The 18,521-nt window shown below is 57.9% G+C and carries 15 protein-coding genes; 3 read left to right on the plus strand and 12 right to left on the minus strand.

All coding sequences use genetic code 11. The features are described 5' to 3' along the window. Nucleotides 1–51: 51 nt before the first annotated feature. Both ACWAT4_RS41850 and ACWAT4_RS41855 read right to left on the minus strand, forming a co-directional pair. Entirely contained in the window at nt 52–1,014 is a 963-nt protein-coding gene (locus tag ACWAT4_RS41850; RefSeq protein ID WP_128930103.1) for an NADH-quinone oxidoreductase subunit B family protein, read from the minus strand. 593 nt (nt 1,015–1,607) lie between these two features. Further along, a complete protein-coding gene (locus ACWAT4_RS41855) occupies nt 1,608–3,050 on the minus strand; it encodes a sigma-54 dependent transcriptional regulator (RefSeq protein ID WP_128930101.1) in 1,443 nt (480 codons plus the stop codon). Nucleotides 3,051–3,248: 198 nt separating this feature from the next. On the opposite strand from ACWAT4_RS41855, the gene ACWAT4_RS41860 reads away from it, so the two are divergent. After that, nucleotides 3,249–5,057, plus strand: coding sequence for a putative bifunctional diguanylate cyclase/phosphodiesterase (locus ACWAT4_RS41860; RefSeq protein WP_128930100.1), 1,809 nt, complete (start codon nt 3,249–3,251; stop codon nt 5,055–5,057). 676 nt (nt 5,058–5,733) lie between these two features. On the opposite strand, the gene ACWAT4_RS41865 is transcribed toward ACWAT4_RS41860, so the two are convergent. Then, nucleotides 5,734–6,912 (minus strand): cytochrome P450, encoded by a 1,179-nt coding sequence (locus ACWAT4_RS41865; RefSeq protein ID WP_128930099.1) that lies wholly within the window; start codon nt 6,910–6,912, stop codon nt 5,734–5,736. A 14-nt stretch (nt 6,913–6,926) separates the two neighbouring features. Continuing rightward, a complete protein-coding gene (locus tag ACWAT4_RS41870; RefSeq protein ID WP_128930098.1) occupies nt 6,927–8,135 on the minus strand; it encodes an ABC transporter substrate-binding protein in 1,209 nt (402 codons plus the stop codon). Nucleotides 8,136–8,224: 89 nt separating this feature from the next. On the opposite strand from ACWAT4_RS41870, the gene ACWAT4_RS41875 reads away from it, so the two are divergent. Both ACWAT4_RS41875 and ACWAT4_RS41880 read left to right on the plus strand, forming a co-directional pair. After that, nucleotides 8,225–8,716, plus strand: coding sequence for a MarR family winged helix-turn-helix transcriptional regulator (locus ACWAT4_RS41875; RefSeq protein WP_237864937.1), 492 nt, complete (start codon nt 8,225–8,227; stop codon nt 8,714–8,716). A gap of 337 nt (nt 8,717–9,053) precedes the next feature. Beyond that, nucleotides 9,054–10,001, plus strand: a complete 948-nt coding sequence (locus ACWAT4_RS41880) for an AEC family transporter (protein WP_128930096.1) — start codon at nt 9,054–9,056, stop codon at nt 9,999–10,001. A gap of 73 nt (nt 10,002–10,074) precedes the next feature. On the opposite strand, the gene ACWAT4_RS41885 is transcribed toward ACWAT4_RS41880, so the two are convergent. From ACWAT4_RS41885 to ACWAT4_RS41920, 8 genes are all read right to left on the minus strand, one after another. Then, entirely contained in the window at nt 10,075–10,884 is an 810-nt protein-coding gene (locus ACWAT4_RS41885) for an alpha/beta fold hydrolase (RefSeq protein ID WP_128930095.1), read from the minus strand. A gap of 67 nt (nt 10,885–10,951) precedes the next feature. Then, nucleotides 10,952–11,326, minus strand: a complete 375-nt coding sequence (locus tag ACWAT4_RS41890; RefSeq protein WP_128930094.1) for a cupin domain-containing protein — start codon at nt 11,324–11,326, stop codon at nt 10,952–10,954. 21 nt (nt 11,327–11,347) lie between these two features. After that, nucleotides 11,348–11,983, minus strand: coding sequence for an RraA family protein (locus ACWAT4_RS41895; protein WP_128930093.1), 636 nt, complete (start codon nt 11,981–11,983; stop codon nt 11,348–11,350). Nucleotides 11,984–12,054: 71 nt separating this feature from the next. Next, complete coding sequence (locus tag ACWAT4_RS41900) at nt 12,055–13,311, minus strand: MFS transporter (RefSeq protein WP_245477392.1); 1,257 nt, start codon at nt 13,309–13,311, stop codon at nt 12,055–12,057. Nucleotides 13,312–13,463: 152 nt separating this feature from the next. Then, nucleotides 13,464–13,823 carry a DUF4286 family protein gene (locus tag ACWAT4_RS41905; RefSeq protein WP_128930091.1) on the minus strand — a complete coding sequence of 120 codons (360 nt, stop codon included), beginning with the start codon at nt 13,821–13,823 and terminating at the stop codon, nt 13,464–13,466. Nucleotides 13,824–13,837: 14 nt separating this feature from the next. Continuing rightward, the gene (locus tag ACWAT4_RS41910) at nt 13,838–15,499 is read right to left on the minus strand and encodes a hydantoinase B/oxoprolinase family protein (protein ID WP_128955152.1); all 1,662 of its coding nucleotides are present in this window, start codon (nt 15,497–15,499) and stop codon (nt 13,838–13,840) included. Continuing rightward, nucleotides 15,496–17,559 carry a hydantoinase/oxoprolinase family protein gene (locus tag ACWAT4_RS41915; RefSeq protein ID WP_128930089.1) on the minus strand — a complete coding sequence of 688 codons (2,064 nt, stop codon included), beginning with the start codon at nt 17,557–17,559 and terminating at the stop codon, nt 15,496–15,498. Before ACWAT4_RS41915 ends, ACWAT4_RS41910 begins: the two co-directional genes overlap by 4 nt. Nucleotides 17,560–18,171: 612 nt before the next feature. Beyond that, on the minus strand, nt 18,172–18,351 hold the full coding sequence (locus tag ACWAT4_RS41920) for a hypothetical protein (protein WP_449731337.1): 180 nt from the start codon (nt 18,349–18,351) through the stop codon (nt 18,172–18,174). Between the last annotated feature and the right edge of the window lie 170 nt (nt 18,352–18,521).

Below are 18,521 nucleotides of genomic sequence, written 5' to 3' on the forward strand. Positions count from 1 at the left end.
CGGTTCCTGATGACTGATGGTTGAGCGACAGGTCTGTGAGCAGGACACTCGTCAGACGACGAAGATGTCTTCCTCGGCCCATGCTGGTGAGGCGGCTTTCGCGGCCGCGGTCAGCTTGACGTAACCGGCTTTGTCAACGCCGGACGGCAGATCCTTGGGCACGCCCATCAGAGTCTGGGTCTTGAATACCGTCCCGGGGGCCAGCTCAAAGAACGGAAATTCCGGCTCGGTACAGCCCATGCACGGCATGCCTGCTCGGGTCTTCGACGATTGCCGATTCCAGAGAATGCGGTTGCAGGGTGAATGCGTCATCGGTCCACGGCAGCCGAGATCGTAGAACAGGCACCCCTTTCGCTGGCCATATTCCGTGGCTGAGACCTTATAGGCAAAATGCATGTTCCGCGTACAGCCGGTCTGGGTGAAGCTCGTGAAAAACGTCTTTGGGCGTTGAAACTCGTCGAGCGAGAGTTCAGCACCTCTGCCGGTCGCCACCGCGACGACAATTTGCGTGATCCAATCCGGATGGGCTGGGCATCCCGGTATGTTGATGACGGGCAAGCCTGCCTTTGATCGGTAGCTTGTGCCGAGATAGCCACCTTGCTGACGTTTGAGAAATTGTAGTCCTTGGCTTTCTGACGGATTGGGAGCAGTCGCGGGAATACCGCCATATGTTGCACAGTCGCCAATCGCGACAGTATAGCCGGCGACCTTGGCAAGATCGGTGACCCAATCTTTCATCGGGCGGCCCGCAAAGCGATTCCATTCGCCAGTGCCATTCGGCGCGTTGACCACCGTGCCCTCGAACACGAAAATATCGAGCGGCATCTGTCCTGATGTCAGCGCGTTGAGAAGCTTCTTCAGATTCTCGCCGAGCTCAAGGCCGAGCGATGGGTGCCATAGGACGTTGATGCCGAAATCTGTGACGAGATCACAGGCGCTTGGCTCCTCGGCATTGAGAAACGACATCGTGTTGCCGGAGCACGCTCCCCCCTGGAGCCAAAGAAGATTAGTCATCTATTTCCTCCACCAAATCAGACGCGCTGGCATGGCATCTTTGTCGGAAGGAGGTAGCAAGGACCATGCCGAGCGGCTCGTACCTTGCAATTTTCAAAAAGCTCAAGGATTCTAAGCGTCAGCTGACTTCGCAGGGCGATCTACGGTGTGTGACGCCGCGCATACTAAGTTTGCTATGCATACCAGCTTGTCAATGTAAGCAATGATCGTTGCAGCGCATCAAATATTGCAAGGGTTGGCATTAGTCCTTGTTACGGGGTGACGGTGCCCAAAGCTCCTTCCCTGAGGCAGGCTGAAGTATCGCTCGTTCGGTGCTGATTTTTTGAAGACGAGCAGCGGTACTCAGCCGTGACGATTGCCACATGCAGGACAATCGACCTCGAGCAGATAACCGTACCAGATGCCCTCGCAGCGGCTGCACCAATGTCCAGTCAATTGGCGCTCCGGCAGACCGAGCCTTCTGGAAAGCAGGCTCAGCCCGAGATCCTTTGCTGGCGTCCTGCGAGCAGGCGAAACTCGCGACTGGGGGAAGCGCACCAGGTTGGGTGAGGGATCCCTCTTAAACTGATCTTCGTTGCGTACCATCGGCTGTCTCACTCTGCCTCATCGAGGCTATAGCGCTTGATCTTGTTGGAAAGTCCAACGCGCGAGAGTCCAAGTTCGTTCGCAGCCTTGCTTTGATTCCACCGATGCCGCGACAGCACTTCGGCGACAACTTGCTTTTCGAGGCATTCGACCTTTTCTTTCAAGGTGGTGCCCCGCAGCTCGTACCCGCCGGCTGACTTGAAGCGGGAGCGCGGCGGGGCCGCCAATATAGCGGGCGACATGTGCGTGGTGGTGACGTACTCCCCCTCCTCCGTCAGTGACACCATGCGGCGGATTTCGTTCTCAAGTTCTCGAACGTTTCCCGGAAAGTCGTAAGCGGAGAGCTTTTCGAGAACGGCTGCAGAAATTCCAAGGATCTTGCGCCCCATCGCCTCGCTGTGCTTGGCGGCAAAGAACTCCGCTAGCACCGGGATATCCTCTCGGCGATCACTCAGCGAGGGAACTTCCAGCTCGAATCCCCGCAGGCGGAAATAGAGATCCTGTCGGAATTTGCCCGCGGCGACCAACGCGCGGAGAGGACGGTTGGAGGCAGCGATAATGCGGACATTGCTGGTGACGATCTTGTCGGAGCCGAGCGGCTTGACCTCTCCCTCCTGCAGGAAACGAAGCAGGCTCACCTGAAAAGATGAAGACACCTCGGATATTTCATCGAGGAATACCGTTCCCCGGTCCGCGGCGCGAAAAAGGCCCAGCCGGTCTGAGACAGCGCCCGTAAAAGCGCCGCGCTTGTGCCCAAAGAGCTCGGATTGTAAGAGCTCATCGGACATCCCCCCGCAGTTTTGGACCAGCAACGGGCTGTCGCGGCGGCCAGAGTTGTAATGAATGGCGCGAGCGAGAAGCTCTTTGCCCGTCCCCGTTGCCCCCTGAATCAAGATAGGCAGCTCCGTTTTGGCTGCTTTTCGCGCGAGCTCGCTGAGGTTGTGTAGTTTTTCACTGACGTAGACGAGCTTTTCGAAACGGCGGCTCTCCGGCTGCATCGGCAGAATGGGCCTTGCGTGAATGCCTGTGGCATTCGCTGGAAATTTGAACTCTCGTGTAAGAAGGCGATGTCGACGGGCAAGTTCACGGGCCTCAAGGCCACGCTCCACCATAAGTCCAATCTGGTTGGCGTCCAGCGGCTTACGGATGAGCTGATAGATGCCGGCGGGCGCCATTTCCCGTTGGCCGATCTCGGTCTTGGCCTCGAGCGCCAGGATGCGGATCACGTCAGGATGAGATACTCGTAGATCAACGAGGAACTTCAGACCTTTGCCTTCGCCATACTCGACGAGAGCAATGTCTACTTGGGCGTCGGCCAGGGATGCCCTCGCATTTTCGACCGAATCGGCGGAAAGAACGCGGTAGTCGTATTGGTCTGACAAGGTGTCTGCGATGGCAGCCCATTCAGGGCCGCTCCGCGCGATGATCAGCACTGTTTGCAGGTCGCGCATGCAACATTCTTTCCAAAATGCAAAGCAGGTTAGCAATATCTGCAAGATAAATCAACTTCGCGAGGCTTGCGCTGTCCATAGTGGTTCGGCAGGTCCGTGAACCCGCAATTAACCCCGCCGCAATTCCCCAAAGGCCGGCAACCTTTTCGCAGCTTCCCCCACTTACTATCGCGGCCTCGCTGTTTGGGGGCAGTGCAAATGGCATTTCCGGTCAACTTTATCGCGGCGGCGCTTGCAAGCTGCATGAACGATGTCCGCTGTTGGTTGACTGCAGCAAAGCCTAGCCCGCTAGAATCATGTCGCTCTGGCGAAGCCGGCCCGCTCGAGCAGCTTAGATTGGACAATGACCGTTTGAGGCGCGAGCTCAAACGCCTGAGCGATTTCCTTGATACCTCTTCGGAGGTCGTCTGGGAAACCGATGACCAGCTGACGATTACAAGCGGCAAGGAAGACCTCGGGCTGCCGGCCGGCCAAATTGGAATCAAGTTGGCGGAGGCCTTGGGGATCAATCCGCTCGCGAGCAAATCCTGGATCGAATATCTGCAGGCTCTTTCCAATCGAAAGCCATTTCGGGGGTTCGAAATCTGCTTGGACGGACGTGCGGGGGACGAGCTTTGGCTGGAGATCAACGGCAATCCGACATTTGCGAGGGGTAAATTCCAGGGTTATCGAGGCACCTGCCGGAATGTGACCGAGCGCAAGCTGCACGAGGCGCAAATTGCATTTCTGGCGGCCCACGATCCCCTCACAAGACTGGCCAACCGGCGCAGCTTTCACGAGCTTGTGGAGCGCGCGGTTGGAACACGAGGGCGGCACAAGCGCATTGCGATTTTGTGTCTGGACCTTGATGGCTTCAAAAGCGTCAATGATACGCTTGGACATGGCGTTGGCGATGCCCTGCTGCTTGAGGTGGCGCAGCGATTGAAATCTTGCGCCAAGACGACAGACCTCGTCGCTCGGCTTGGCGGGGACGAGTTCGCGATTCTGCGGGTTGATGCCGCCGATCCTGAGGACGCCAGCAGCCTCGCTGAGAGAATCCTCGCATCCATTGGCGAACCCTACTTCCTCGATGAACACCGGGTGATGATTGGCACGAGCATTGGCATAAATATCACGGCATGCTCCGAAAACGGAACAGACGAAGTGATTAAGAATGCCGATGTGGCGCTCTATCAGGCAAAGTCCGATGGACGCGGCACCTATCGAATATTCCAGAACGAAATGAACGTCCGTTTGCAAGAGCGCCTGCAGCTCGAGGTAGACCTTCGCCAGGCTTTGCAACGATCTGAGTTCGAACTGTTTTATCAGCCCATCGTGAATATCGAATCCAAGCAGATTGTCACGTTCGAAGCGCTCTTACGCTGGCATCATCCGCAAAAAGGGACGATACCCCCTACGACCTTTATTCCCCTCGCCGAAGAGACAGGGCTCATCGTTCCGATTGGTGATTGGGTGCTTCAGCAGGCCTGCCGCGATGCCGCATCATGGCCGCAAGACGTAAGAGTTGCGGTCAATCTGTCGTCTGTTCAATTCAGGCGCGGAGCCTTGGAACTGTCCGTGACCCGCGCCCTGGCTGCTGCGGGCTTGCATGGGTCTCGTCTCGAACTGGAGATTACCGAGAGCATTCTGCTGCACGACGAAGAGATCACGCGCGACATTCTCAATAGGTTGCGGGTGCTAGGAGTTCACATCGCCATAGATGACTTCGGCACAGGCTACTCCGCATTGAGCTATCTGCGGAGCTTCCCATTGGACAAGATCAAGATCGACCGATCCTTTGTGCAGGATCTCAGCCGCGAGACGAGCGCGGCGGCGATTGTCAGGGCAATTTCCGAGTTGGGGCAAGCCTTGGACATGACCATTGTCGCTGAGGGGGTTGAGACAGCTGAGCAGCTTAGGATTCTTGGTGACCAACGCTGCACGCAAGCCCAAGGCTACTTCATCGCTTACCCCCAGCCTGCGGCGCAGCTGATCCGCGTCATTGAGGAGCTGAAAGCTGTTGCCTAATCTGGAGCTGCCCAAGGTTCGAGAACCCCTCGGCTATTTTAAAGCGGAAGCCACCCGCTGAGGTCTTGATGCACCTTAACACTTCGAGCCGTTCGCGCCAACACCGCGGCGGGCCGCTACTGATGTAGCCATTGGGGGCAAAGCTAGTCTACATGCTGGCAGGAGAGACTCAACGAGGAGATCAGGAGAACAAAACAGCCCTCAGGCAACAAAACGCCTTGCCTACTCCGATCATGGCTTTGAAGCTTTTCACGCTATTCTAGAAAGCCCGAATGCCTGAAAGGACCTCCCTACACTCTTGTGGCGGCCAAGTCAGGGAGGGGGCAGACAACCGGTCTTTTGGCGGAGCTCCCTCTCGTCTTTTTTGACCTGACACTGCGCCTTTGTATTGCTCAGGCCGCATGCATCGCGAGCCCAATTCGGGACAAGTGCGTGATCGTCTCGCTCATTGTCGTTTGGCACCAACGCTGAAATTCTGCCGATTGTCTGTCCTTGACTTGGCGCCTCCTGAAAACGGTAGTCTTGCGACGTTTCAAGGCCTGAGAGGCTACGCTGTTGAACAGGGCAGCAAACCAACTGCGGCTTGCCCGCCTCGCGGCCGACCCTAGTTGGTAGCATGGGAATTGCTCTGTCGATGATGGTGGTCTCAAGATCGGACAGTGCCACCATTGGTCGCTCAGGCAGCAGTCACGCGGACTGGCATACTTTTGAGCCCCCGAAGGGTGTTATTTAGCATGCGCTCGGGTTCGGCAATGAGTTCAATTGATTTTACCCGCTTCGCAAGTTCCGTTAGAACCAACTCACCCTCCAAGCGTGCGATCATCTGGCCCACACAAGCATGAATGCCGGAGCCGAAGCCCACATGTCCTGTTACAGGTCGCTCCACATCGAAGCGCTCGGGCTCTTGCCAACGAGCCGGATCACGGTTGGCGGATGCCATGAAGACCAGCACTTTGGTCCTCGCTGGTATGATATCGCCCGCCATTTCCACTTCACGCGAGGTGGTGCGGAAGAAGGTCTGCACAGGTGAATCATAGCGTAGCCCTTCCTCAAACGCATTGCGGGCGAGTGCCGGGCGCTCGTGTAGTTTGGCGAATTGCATTGGATGGCTTGCGAGTGCAAGCAAGGTATTCCCCAGTCCATTGATCGTCGTGTCGACACCCGCAGTTAGGAATGGCCGGACCAAATGCGTGGCCTCGTGTTCAGTAATCTCACCTGCATCAGCAGCTTCGTAGATCATCGTTCCAATGCCATCGGGTCTGAGCGCGCTGCGTGCGCAACGGTCCATGATCCATTTCTGCGCGGTCAGCCCTGGATCACGAGATCTGGCGAGAATGTGATTATCCGGTCCGAAGCTGTTGAAGACGAACGTGCTCCAGGCAAGCAGGTTCTCGCGTCCCTCCTCTGAGACGCCAATGGCGTCGGGGAACACCTTTAGGGGATAAGCTATGGCCAGATCTGTCATCGCGTCGAAGGTCCCCCGCTCGACGAGCTCGCCGATTTTCCTCTCGGCCTCCTTCTGAAAGGTGTCGCGCAGGTTCTTCGCTACGCCCGGTGACATGGTCCGGGCGAGGATTCGGCGTCCCTTCTCGTGATCGGGCGGGTCGATCTGTAGCGTCATCGGCCGGGGCAGCGCTGGGTTCATACCCTTTAGGCCGACGCCCTCTCCGCTGATGAAGGTCTGCCAATCCTTGAGCGTGGAATCAACCTGCTCATACCGCGCCATGGCCCAGATGTCGTACGGCTCGATCCTGAACACCGGTCCCAGTTCGCGAAAGGTCTGGTACGCCGGATACGGATCCCTCAGCACCTCATCAGCGAACGGATCGATCCGAGTAGAAGCAAACTGGCTCATGGCGGCCCCTCGACTTATTGTTTGCTGAGAGGACAATTGCCCTCGTTCTCGGGTCTGAAGGCATCTTCGCCCTTGATGATCCCGACAACCTTCAGGAGGTCCCACTTGGATTTCGACTGGTCGGGCGATTTGACCTGGAGGAGATAGAGCGGATGGATCTTACGTCCGTCCTTGCGGATGAAACCTTTGCCGAACAAGGAATCGTCGGTCGGAAGCTCCTTCATGGCGGCAACGACCGCCCTACCGTCTTTCGCGCCACCGACCTTGTCGACGGCCTTCAGGTAGTGAATGACGCCAGCGTAGACGCCGGCTTGCATGTCGTTGGGATAGGCCTTGGATGGGATGCGCTCCGAGAAGCGCTTGGCGAAGGACCGGGTGGCCTCGTTGAGGTCCCAGTAGAACGGATTCATGATTTGGGCGCCTTGGGCGAATTGCAGCCCGAGAGACGGAATGCCGTTCATGCCCAGAATCAGACCGACCAGTTTGTGATCTTTGGTCAGGCCGAACTCGGCGGCCTGCTTCATCGAAGTGATCGTATCGTCGCCGGCGTTGGCGATACCGATGATGTCGGCGCCGGAAGCCTGCGCCTGCAGCAGGAACGAGGCGAAGTCGGCCGTCCCGAGGGGATGACGGACGGCTCCGAGGACCTGTCCCCCGGATGCCTTGACCGATTCGGACGCCTGCTTCTCCAGATCGTGGCCGAAGGCATAATCGGCCGTGATGAAGAACCACTTTTTGCCGCCCTGCTCGACGATGGTCTTGCCGAGCCCGCGGCCATAAGCATAGGTGTCGTAAGTCCAGTGCACCGTATTCGGCGTACACTTTTCTCCAGTCAACAATGCCGTACCGGCGCCAGAGCCGACGAACACCTTGTTCTTTTCGGCGCTCATCCCCGCGACTGCCAGCGCAATCGCCGAGTTGGGGACGTCGAAGATTGCATCGACGCCCTCATTCTCATACCAGCGACGCGCGATGTTGACGCCGGTGTCCGACTTGTTCTGGTGATCCGCACTGACGACTTCGACCTGCCTGCCGCCAGCCTTTCCGCCATAATCCTCGACAGCCAATTGAGCCGCGATGACGGACCCAATGCCCTGATAGCTTGCAAATGCTCCGGACTGGTCATTGAGAACGCCGAGCTTCACCGTTTCCTGCGCATCGGCCGATCCGCAAATCAGCGCAAGCAAGGAGACGCACGTCGCCAATAGGCTTGTCACCCTCATGGATACTCCTCCCGGCTACCGTTGCGGTCTCAGCCGCATAATACTTATATTTTATAAGTATATTGGGCGATGTCAATTCGGCATGCGTCATGATAGATGCGAACGTGGATGACCCAGGGGAGCTAATGACAATAGCAACAACGGCGGCAGAGAAGCAGCTCGATTTGGCCGCACTTCGCAACGTCCCGGGCTTCGTGATCCGATTGATCCAGTTGAAGTTCTTCGACGGCTTCTATGAGACCTTCGCCGAGCTCGGACTGACGCCTGCGACCTACGCAATCCTCATGCTGGTGCGGGACAACCCGGGGGTCGTTCCGAGTAGCATCGCAGCACTGTTGCGGCTTCAACTCCCGAATTTGACAAAAATTCTGCACCAGCTCGAGGACGCGGGTCTGGTGAAGCGAAGCCGGTCCAAAATCGACCGGCGTGCGATTGAGATCACATTGACGTCGAAAGGCGAGAAATTGATGAGGGACGCCGTCCGGCTCACGGCGCCCTATAACCGCCGAATGCTTGCTCCCCTTAATGAAACGGAGCGATCCACTTTGATCGGCCTGCTAAATCGGATCTGCCCCTTTTAGACTCTTAATCAAATCTTGACCGTATCGTTTACAAGGAGAAGACATTGGCCATTCGCAATCAGGCGGCTGATGCGCGCGCATCCTCGCGCCAAGTTCACCAGGATGCCACGACTGGCCTTAGCGCGAGCTGATGCGCATGCGCCTCGACATCGAAGTTAGTCTGCTGCTGGAACGAAGCCGCGTGCCAGGCGGTCGAGAGCGAGGTGCACCTCACCGCTTTTTCGCTCGCTGCGCTTCATCGAAATTCAAACAGACTGCCTATTGAATTTCGGGTGGACCGCGGCGCCGGTCTGGACTAATCGTCGGCATCACAATCAGTCTGCTCGTCAACCCCGATATGAATGTACTTGCGATCGTTGCTCCGACCTTTGGGCTCATTGCTGTGGGCTACGCCGCAGCTGTTAGCGGACTGGTTTCAGAAGGTGCGCAGAAGGGCATTTCCGAGTTCGCATTCTCGATTGCAATACCAGCGCTTCTCTTCCGGACCATCGTCATCTCGCAATTTCCTGCTATGAATCCTTTGCTGGCATGGGGCGCCTACTATGGCGCTGTCGCCCTCACCTGGATCGCCGCTCTAGCTCTGTCGGCACGCCTGCTTCGCGTGACGCCCGCGGCCGGCGTTGTCGCAGCCACGAGCGCTGTGTACGGCAACATAGCGATGCTCGGTATTCCGCTCGCGCTCACGGCGTTCGGTCCGAAGGCGGCGGGGCCAATGGCGCTGATCCTTGCCATTAACACACCGTTGTTATGGCTCAGCGGAACACTTCAGATCGCCTGGATCGAGCGGAAAGATGGCGCCTCGATTTGGGCACTTGTGCTTCGCCTCCTGTTAGATCTTTTGCGCAATCCGATCATAATCGCGATTGCAGCTGGCTTCTTTTGGCGAATGACCGGGGCAGGACTGAATTCGCTGGTAGATCGGACTTGCGAGCAACTCGCTCAAGCCGGGTCTCCGGCAGCTCTGATCGCGCTGGGGGTCGGCCTTATGCGATTCGAACTCCGCGGAGAAGCACTGAGCCTCGCGGTCATGTGCTTTCTGAAGCTCATCATCATGCCCCTTGTTGCCTGGACGCTGGCCTTTCCCGTTCTACATCTGCCGCCCTTGGTTGGCGACGTCATCGTTCTATTTGCGGCCATGCCGGCAGGGGCCAATGCGTACCTGTTCGCCACGCAGTACAAATTGCTGGCGAACTCAACGTCTGCTGCGGTTGCTTTAGGCACGCTTTTGTCGGCAGTGACGCTTCCTTTGCTCATTACGATCTTGCTGATGAATCCACTCGAATAGCAACCCCGCGTTCAGCCGCCGAAGGCCTCATTGCGCACAGCCTCGGTGAGCGCTTTAGCGATCGCCGGGACCTCTAAACGTCAGCCAGGAACGCTGCAATTTGCGTCCACATGGCGATCGGATTGGAATACATCGGGAAATGGCCGCACGCCGGAATCTCGGTAAGGCGTACGCCATTTGTGCGAAGCAGGCCGAGATAGGATAACGTCGCATTCTGTTCGCCGTACATGAACATCTTCGGGCAGCGAAGGCCGATAAACTTTTGCATCAACTTTCCACTGTCCGACAGATCGACCATCGAGCGGAATATTCCAGGTACCGCAGCCGCCCTCACTTTGTGATGAAGACTGGAAGCGTAGAGCGCGCTGGCATAGGCTGGCATATGCCGGGTTCGGTCGATAAAATCGGCGAAGAACCGCTCCACGTTCTGCTCCGGAAATTGCAAGATCTGCCTGCTGAGGAAGCAGTCCTCGGGCGCAATGTTTCCCTCGATATTGACGAAGCTGAGTACGTGTTGGGGATACTTGTGCGCGAGCAGAAGTGCCGTCAGACCACCCATGGAGTGGCCAACGAGATGAAATCGGTCGAGCTTAAAATGCTCGATTACGCGCTGCGCAGTCTTTAACAAGAACGGAATTGAAATGTCTGATAGATCCGCGCAATACGTCTCTCCGCAACCCGGTGCGTCATAGGCGAGAAACGGATGCGCCGCGAGAGCTTCGTGGCGCACGATGTCAGCGTAGTCTTCTTTGGTAGATCCGAAGCCGTGCAGGAAGACGATTGGCGCCGCTTTTCCGGCGCGATGAATCGCTGACAGGTTCAATTCGACGCCATCAACTTGTGACGGCAACCGAACCAAGGCCAGTTCACGGTTTTCCGGCACGGCTTTCCCTTTGAAGCGTTAACGGGCAAAGCTGGCTCTCGCTTTGCAGCAAGAGCCAGGCCACTGGCTAAGTCTGTCCGAACCCGGATCCCGGCTTCTTATATTCGGGCCGGGGTGGGCTGAAGATGTCGAGCACACGGGCGCCCTCGGGACCAGCTCGCATGGTGTGAGGGACGTTGCCGGGCGTACGCCAGAAGTCGCCCTTGCGCACAGGGATCTCCTCCCCTCCCTGAATCCTAATGGCAGTGCCGTCCAGCAGCACGCCCCATTGTTCCTCAGGATGATGATGGAGCACGCCTTCGGCGTGCGGTGCGAAGCTCACCACCGAGAGCATCGCGTGTTCGCCCGAAAAGATGCGCGTGGTGAGTCCGGGCGCCAGCTCGCGAAGCAAGCCGTCATCCGGTGTATCAAGATTGTGAAATTCCTTTTTCTGGTCAGTCATGTCGTCCTCTGGTTCTGGTTACTACCGTCCGTAAGAGCCCTCGTAACGCCCCTCGCGAATAGCCTTCATGGTCTCCTCTTCGCGCGCGATCTGGGCACGAACAGCCTCAATCAGGGAATCTGCCATCGCGGCCGGAAAGGATACAACGCCATCCTCATCGCCAACGACGATGTCGCCAGGGGCGATCGGTGACCCACCGATCGACACTGGCACGTTGATGCAGCCTGGGCCACTTTTATAGGGGCCGCGGTGGGTCACTGCGCGGGCAAAGCAGGGGAAATCCGAACCGCTGAAGGCCGCGACGTCTCGGATGGCGCCGTCGATTACATAGCCGGCAGCTCCCCTCTCTTCTGCGATATTCTTCATGATCTCACCCACCAGTGCCCGCGTCTCGTCGCCGCCTCCGTCCACGACGATGACATCCCCGGGGCCGACCAGTTCAAGCGCCTTGTGAATTGCGAGGTTGTCTCCAGGACGCGTCCGCACGGTGAAAGCCGTTCCGACCAACCGTCCGGAACGATGGAATGGCCTCAAGCCAACAGCACCCGCCAATCGGTCGAGATTGTCCGAGATGACCGAAGTGGGGGCATCTTTGAAGGCTTCAATGAGAGCGGAAGGCGGCTTTGGCACGCTGGCAAGCGCGGTTTTGACGTTCATGGTTCACATCCGGTCAATCCGGCGATCTGGCGCCGCATCGCAAATGTGCGGCGCCAAATCGCACAAGGTGGCTAATCGATCTCGCGGCCGGCTTTTTCCGTTGCTGCCAACAAAGCAATGAGCGTGATGACGAGGGCTCCGGTCACGTAGGCTGGAATCGCATACGTGTCGGGATACTCTCTCAACAAGGTGGCGAAGATCAGCGGGGCAAAACCGCCACCGAGGACACCTGCGAAGGTGTAGGCGAGCGAGGACCCCGTGTATCGCACACGTGTTGGAAACTGCTCAGTGACGAAAGCACCTTGCGGACCAAACATCGCGGCTTGAAACACCATGCCGACTGAAACTGCGGCAATGATGATGGCTGGTGATTTTGTATCGAACAAGCCGAACAGGAGGAAGCTGCCGATGATAGATGCCAGAGCACCGAGCCCATAGACAGTGCGTCGACCAATCCGGTCAGAGAGCGCCGCAAGCAGGGGAACGGATATGGCATGCACGCCGGCGCCGATCAGAACAGCGGTCAGGGCCAATGTGCGGCTCAAACCCAGCTTCTGAGTGACATACGTCAAGGTGAATACGGCAAGCAGTCCATACACCACGTCCGAACCGATTCGAACGCTACCGGCCACTAACAGGTTGCGCCAATGGTCCCTCAGGACCTCGGCAACCGGCGCCTTGGTCGTCGCATGGCCGGCCTGCAGCTGATGGAAGTGGGGTGTTTCCTCAACGCTCCAGCGGATCCAGAATCCGAAGAACACCAGCACGGTGCTGGCCAGAAACGGAAGGCGCCAGCCCCAGGACAGGAAATCGGCCTCATTCAGCAGCGTCGTCGTGACGGCGATGGCCCCTGCGGCGAGAAGAGTACCGGCAGAGGGGCCGACTTGCGTCCACGACGCATTGAGCCCGCGATTTTGTGGCTTGCCATGCTCCACGGAAAGAAGGATGGCGCCAGCCCACTCGCCACCGAGCGCGATGCCCTGAATGGTCCTGAGACTAACGAGCAGCAGGGGCGCGGCGATTCCGATGCTCCCGTACGTAGGCAGCAAGCCCATCGCCAGGGTAGAAATGCCCATCAAAGCGAGCGTATAGACGAGGACGGCACGACGCCCGACCTTATCTCCGAGGCGACCGAAGATAATTCCGCCGATGGGACGCGAGATGTAACCTACGGCATAAGTCGAAAACGCAAGAATTGTACCGACAATCGGATCAAATGACGGGAAAAAGAGCTTATTGAAGATCAGAGCTGCCATGGAATTGTAGATTACGAACTCGTACCATTCCAGCGAGGTACCCACCATGCTGGCGAGTGCAAGCCGCGTCATCTTTCCTGCCGTGCTTGGGCCGACAGTGTCGAGCTGCGGCGTCAATGTCGTCTCTGCGCTTGTCGTCATCCCTATCTCCTGCGCGTTATCATTTGATCTGCCCGTCGTTGGCGCCCCGGCAAGCGTCACGACGTTTGATTGGTGATTGTGCTCTATGGGCTAGTGGATTGCCTCTGATAGACAGCGTGGTGCCTATTGCGGGTATGCGGCCTCACTTCGCTTGCCCATCTGCCCGCCTCGACTGCCTTTGCCCATTCGGCGCTCTTCAAGACGTCCGGATGGTCAATCTCATAAATGGCCGTATAGATCGGCTTGGGCGCCGGCATATCCTTGATGCCGTTGGCAATGGCGAACGCGAAGGGAACTCCTTTGACGCGCGTAACGCTGTGAACCCCTGGCACTTTCAGGAGATGCGGGACATGTTCCCCATCGTACACCTCGTTGAAGAGATCTTCGTGCGCAGGATCGACGTCCATTGAAGCAATCAGGACAAAGCGGGATTGGATCGGCATCAAGCGCTCCGTTGCTACTTGTGAGGAGGAGTGTATTCAAAGCCGTAGTCACGTTTCGCCGCCTCCGGCGTTACGTAACCGTCCAGCACGTCGTTGAGGATCGCCTCCCGGTCCCGACGTTTAACGTCACCGAATCCGCCGCCGCCGGGTAGCGAGAGCGTTAAAACCGTATCTGGCGGCAACATGCGGCTCAGCTTGGGGCGGACCTCCTCGCCATTCGAACTGGCGATCGAACCGGTCGCGCCGGATTTGCCATCGTACAAACCTGGTGCTGGATAGTGACATCGATCGTACATGCCTGAGAAGAGATAGGGCTTCTCGGTCAGAACCTCGACTTCCATTGTCTGGCCCAAGCCACCACGATGTTCGCCGGCTCCGCCGGAGTCAGGTCGAAGCGCTCTTTGCCGTACGACCAGAGGCGTCAAAGCTTCGATGATTTCCACGGGCACACCGGCGACACCGCTTGGATAGGAGGTGGCCGAGAGGCCATCGAGTCCCTTGAGGGCGCCAGTTCCGCCGGTAGAGAACCAAGTGTACGAGAAGAACTGATTGTCGCGCTTATCGAAGCCGCTGATATGCGTATTCCAGAGACTGTCGGCGCCGGGTGCCATCACCTTATCCGGCAGGATACCTGACAACGCGCCCATGATGGCTGAAGGGAGGAAGTGACCGACCGTATGACGGCCAGCGACGGCAGCAGGATGCTGAGCGTTGAGGATTGACCCGACGGCGGCGATCGTGCGTATCGGCGTGAACGAACCGGCGTTATTGGGCACGTCTGGCGCAATTGCGCACTTCACGCCATAGGTGGTGTAAGCAACGGTATAATTGAAACCGACGTTGATACCGAGATCAACCGTTGAGGAAGACCCTTCATAGTCGACGATGACCTCATCGTCCTTGATAGTGACCTTGGCCTGAATCTCGATCGGCTTGTCGAACCCGTCAATGGTGATCTTGAACGGATGCGATCCGTTGGGCAGAGCCGTAATGGCGGCTCTCATCGCCCTTTCGGTGCGCGCGACGATGGCGTCTGCCACCCCTTCGATATCCGCAAGATCGAACTCTTCGAGGAAAGACTTGAGCTGCTTTGCTCCGACTTCGTTCGCGGTGATCTGTGCATGAATATCGCCAATCACTTCATCGGGGGTCCGCACGTTGGCCGCGATCAGCCGATAAACGGCTTCGACGGGTTCTCCTTTCGAATGCAACTTCATGATCGGGATGAAGAGACCCTCCTCATAGACGGAGCGGGCATCACACGACAGCCCCCTGCCGCCGATATCGAGCGCGTGACAGCAGTTTGCAAAAAGCGCAACGACTCGCCCATTGTGGAATACGGGCGTTGCAATCGTGATGTCGTGAAGCTGAGAGACCGTAATCCAAGGATCATTCGTGATGATGACGTCCCCGGGCTGGAGCGTATCCAGCGGAAACGTCTTCAAGATGTGTTCCATTCCTGTCGCCATGGAATTGATGTGCCCCGGCGAGCCCGTGACCGATTGGGCCACCATCCGGCCGCGGCGATCGAACACGCACGCAGAAAGGTCTTCGGCGTCCCGGACGATGGACGTAAAGGACGAACGCATCAGGGCCGCGGCCTGCTCGTTCACGGCGGCAATGAGCCGCCCCCACATGATATCGAGCGTAATGGGGTCCAGTTCCTTGGCGCTCATCGGGCCACCTCGAGATCGACAATGAGATTACGGTTCTGATCGACGCTAATTTCGCCGGGTCCGTTGATAACAACGGTCGATTCACGTTCTTCGATGATGGCTGGCCCCTGCAGGCGATCACCGGCTCCAAGGCGATAACGGTCGTAGACCGGCACGTCGATGAGTCCTGCGTCAGGGACGTAGATCTTTCTGGAGCCCTTGAGTGGACCGTCGGACTTCGACGTATTGACCGGTAGCTTGAAGTCAGGCTTGGGCCCCGATGCGACCACTCGCCATGACATCACGTCGATTGGCGTGTTGGGTACGGTATGTCCGTAGAGTTCGGTGTAGACCCGCTCGAACGAAGCGGTGATTTCCGCGATGCTGTCTGGCCCAAGTTTACCGGAGGGAATCGGCACACGGATGTCAAAGCCTTGCTTGCGGTAGCGCATATCGGCCCAGCGACGGAACGAGACCTCTCGATCACCCATTGAATGAGCAAGACGGCTTCGCCCCTCCTCCTCCATTTCTTTGAGAGACCGATTGACTGCGCCCCAATCCAGTTGTTCCAGCCGTGCCGGGCTTGATCGCACAAAGTCAAATGCCAGTGGCGCGGTGAGGAAGCCGACGGCCGACATGACGCCCGCACCGAACGGATAGATGATCTTCGGCAACTTCAGGACGCGCGCGACGCCGTAGGCGTGAACCGGCCCCGCGCCACCAAACGCAAACATCGGAAACTGGGAAATGGTGCGCCCCCGCTCGATGGCGTGGATGCGTGCAGCAGAAGCCATTGCTTCGTTTGCCAGTTGATGGATTCCCCAGGCTGCGGCTATCGTGTCGAGATCAAGCGAGGCCCCGACTTGTTCGTTAATGGCACGTTCTGCGGCGGTCTTGTCGAGCTTCATATCTCCGCCGAGGAAGAAGCCTGCATTGAGGTAACCGAGCAGCAGATCGGCATCAGTGACCGTTGGTCGTTCCCCGCCCGCCCCGTAGCAGGCAGGTCCTGGCACGGATCCGGCGCTATGCGGCCCGACCTTGAGGCGGCCGAGTGCATCGATCTGCGCGATCGAACCGCCGCCCGTGCCGATCTCGATCATTTCGATGACGGGCACCTTGACTGGGAGACCGCTGCCTTTCTTGAACTGATATTGCCGATCGACCTCGAATTCCGGGGCCAGCAGAGGCTCGCCATCGACGATGAGGCAGGCCTTGGCGGTGGTGCCGCCCATGTCAAAAGAGAGCACGTCTGAAAGTCCGAGTGACTTGGCATAATGTGCCGCAGCCAACGCGCCGGCCGCAGGTCCCGACTCAACAAGACGGATCGGCGCTTCGATGGCTTGGCTGGCGGTGAGCAGACCGCCATTCGATTGCATCACATAAAGACCGGCTGCATCGCTGAGCTCGTCGCGCGTACGCGCTTCGAGCCGCGTCAGATATTTCTCGGCGATGCTCTTGACATAGACATTGCAGAGCGCCGTCGTCGAACGCTCGAATTCCCTGATTTCCGGGGAGATGTCGCTGGAGAGAGTTATCGCAACGCCGGGGAGCTTTTCCCGTAGGATGCGGCCAACGATGCGCTCGTGATCCGGACAAACGTAGGCGTTGATGAGACTGACGGCAACCGCTTCGATGCCTATTCTGCGCATCTCCTCGGCGATGCGCGCGACGTCGTCTTCGTTGGGGGCCTGGCGGATTGTTCCATCCGACAGAATTCGCTCGGCAATCTCAAACCGGTGACGCCGCCGGGCAATCGGGGCGGGACGACGCAGCCGAAGGTCGTACATGTCGTAGCGGTGCTCGCGCGCAATTTCGACGGCATCGCGGAATCCGCGGGTCGTGACGAGAGCGGTCAGCGCCCCCTTTCTCTCGATCAGCGCGTTGGTGAAAAGCGTCGTCCCATGCACAACATGCGAAACTTGGCCTGCATCACCGTTGATGACCTGCTTAATTCCATTGATTACGCCATTGTCAGGCTGATCTGGAGTTGTCAGGACCTTACCGAGCCGAAATAAACCGGTCTCATCGTCGACCAGGACGATATCTGTGAAAGTTCCCCCAATATCGGCGCCTAAACGCATCCGCTCCTCCAAATTCAGGATTTGGTAGGATTAGCGACTATGGGGTGACAGCCGAATTACCGTTTGGGCAATCCAGCTTTAAGGGAGCATTAGTCCTCCGCCCGCGGCTGCCTGCTGCGGCGGCGGCGTGCCCGACGCCCCCTTCTTGATCATCGTGTGAGAAGAGTTCCTCCCGTTCCGTGCCCATCTAAGCAGCCTCTTCTCCAGAGTCTTGATGCGTACGGTGACAAGCCTGGGAGGGCCAATCTGTCACGCGACAAAGTCAGCAAGGCCGTATTTCGCGAGAGATCCGGAGACGATGGCGAAGCCTGGATCTCTGCGACTGATTCACGGACGCGAGCGTCTGTGCCGGGAGAAGCGTACGCGGCCTGCCTTTCGTTTCCAGCAAATCGGAAGGAGCGGCGGGAGCTCGTCTCGTTTGTGGAGTTCGGGAAAGACCGATTGCTGGAGAAGGGGTTCGCAACGCGCAGCGTAGTCGCGCTCGAGCGCTTCCGTCAGCCGTTGTCCAGTGGATCAGACCGACCGGTCGGTGCCTGCGCAGGGCTGGGACCAGCAACAACATTAGTGCTTCGCACCTCCTTGACAACGCGCGTGACGATCTCGGAGGTCAACTCACGCTTCATCTCGCATCAGCTCCGCTATCCTTGCCGTAGTCATCGACGCCGAGTTGCCTTGCCCGGCACGGTCGTGTTGGTTGTCCTTGCAGATGCGCAAAAAATGATCCGCGCAGATTTCCTCGAATTTGTCCCAGCTCGGCGGCGGACGAAGCTGTTCGTTGTTGGCTCCAGACATGTTTCTGGATTCCGACCCGCCTGGTTAGTCGTGACTGGCGGCACCCTCGGTGCTGGTCCCAAATGGCTGCCCCTGACGAGTCAAAGAGCTTCCCAAATAGATTATCATAGGAACTTTCACAACTAATAGCTGCATATTTTGGTTACATATCCCGTTGATATATTTACGGC

It is taken from the genome of Bradyrhizobium sp. T-1, assembly GCF_053592855.1.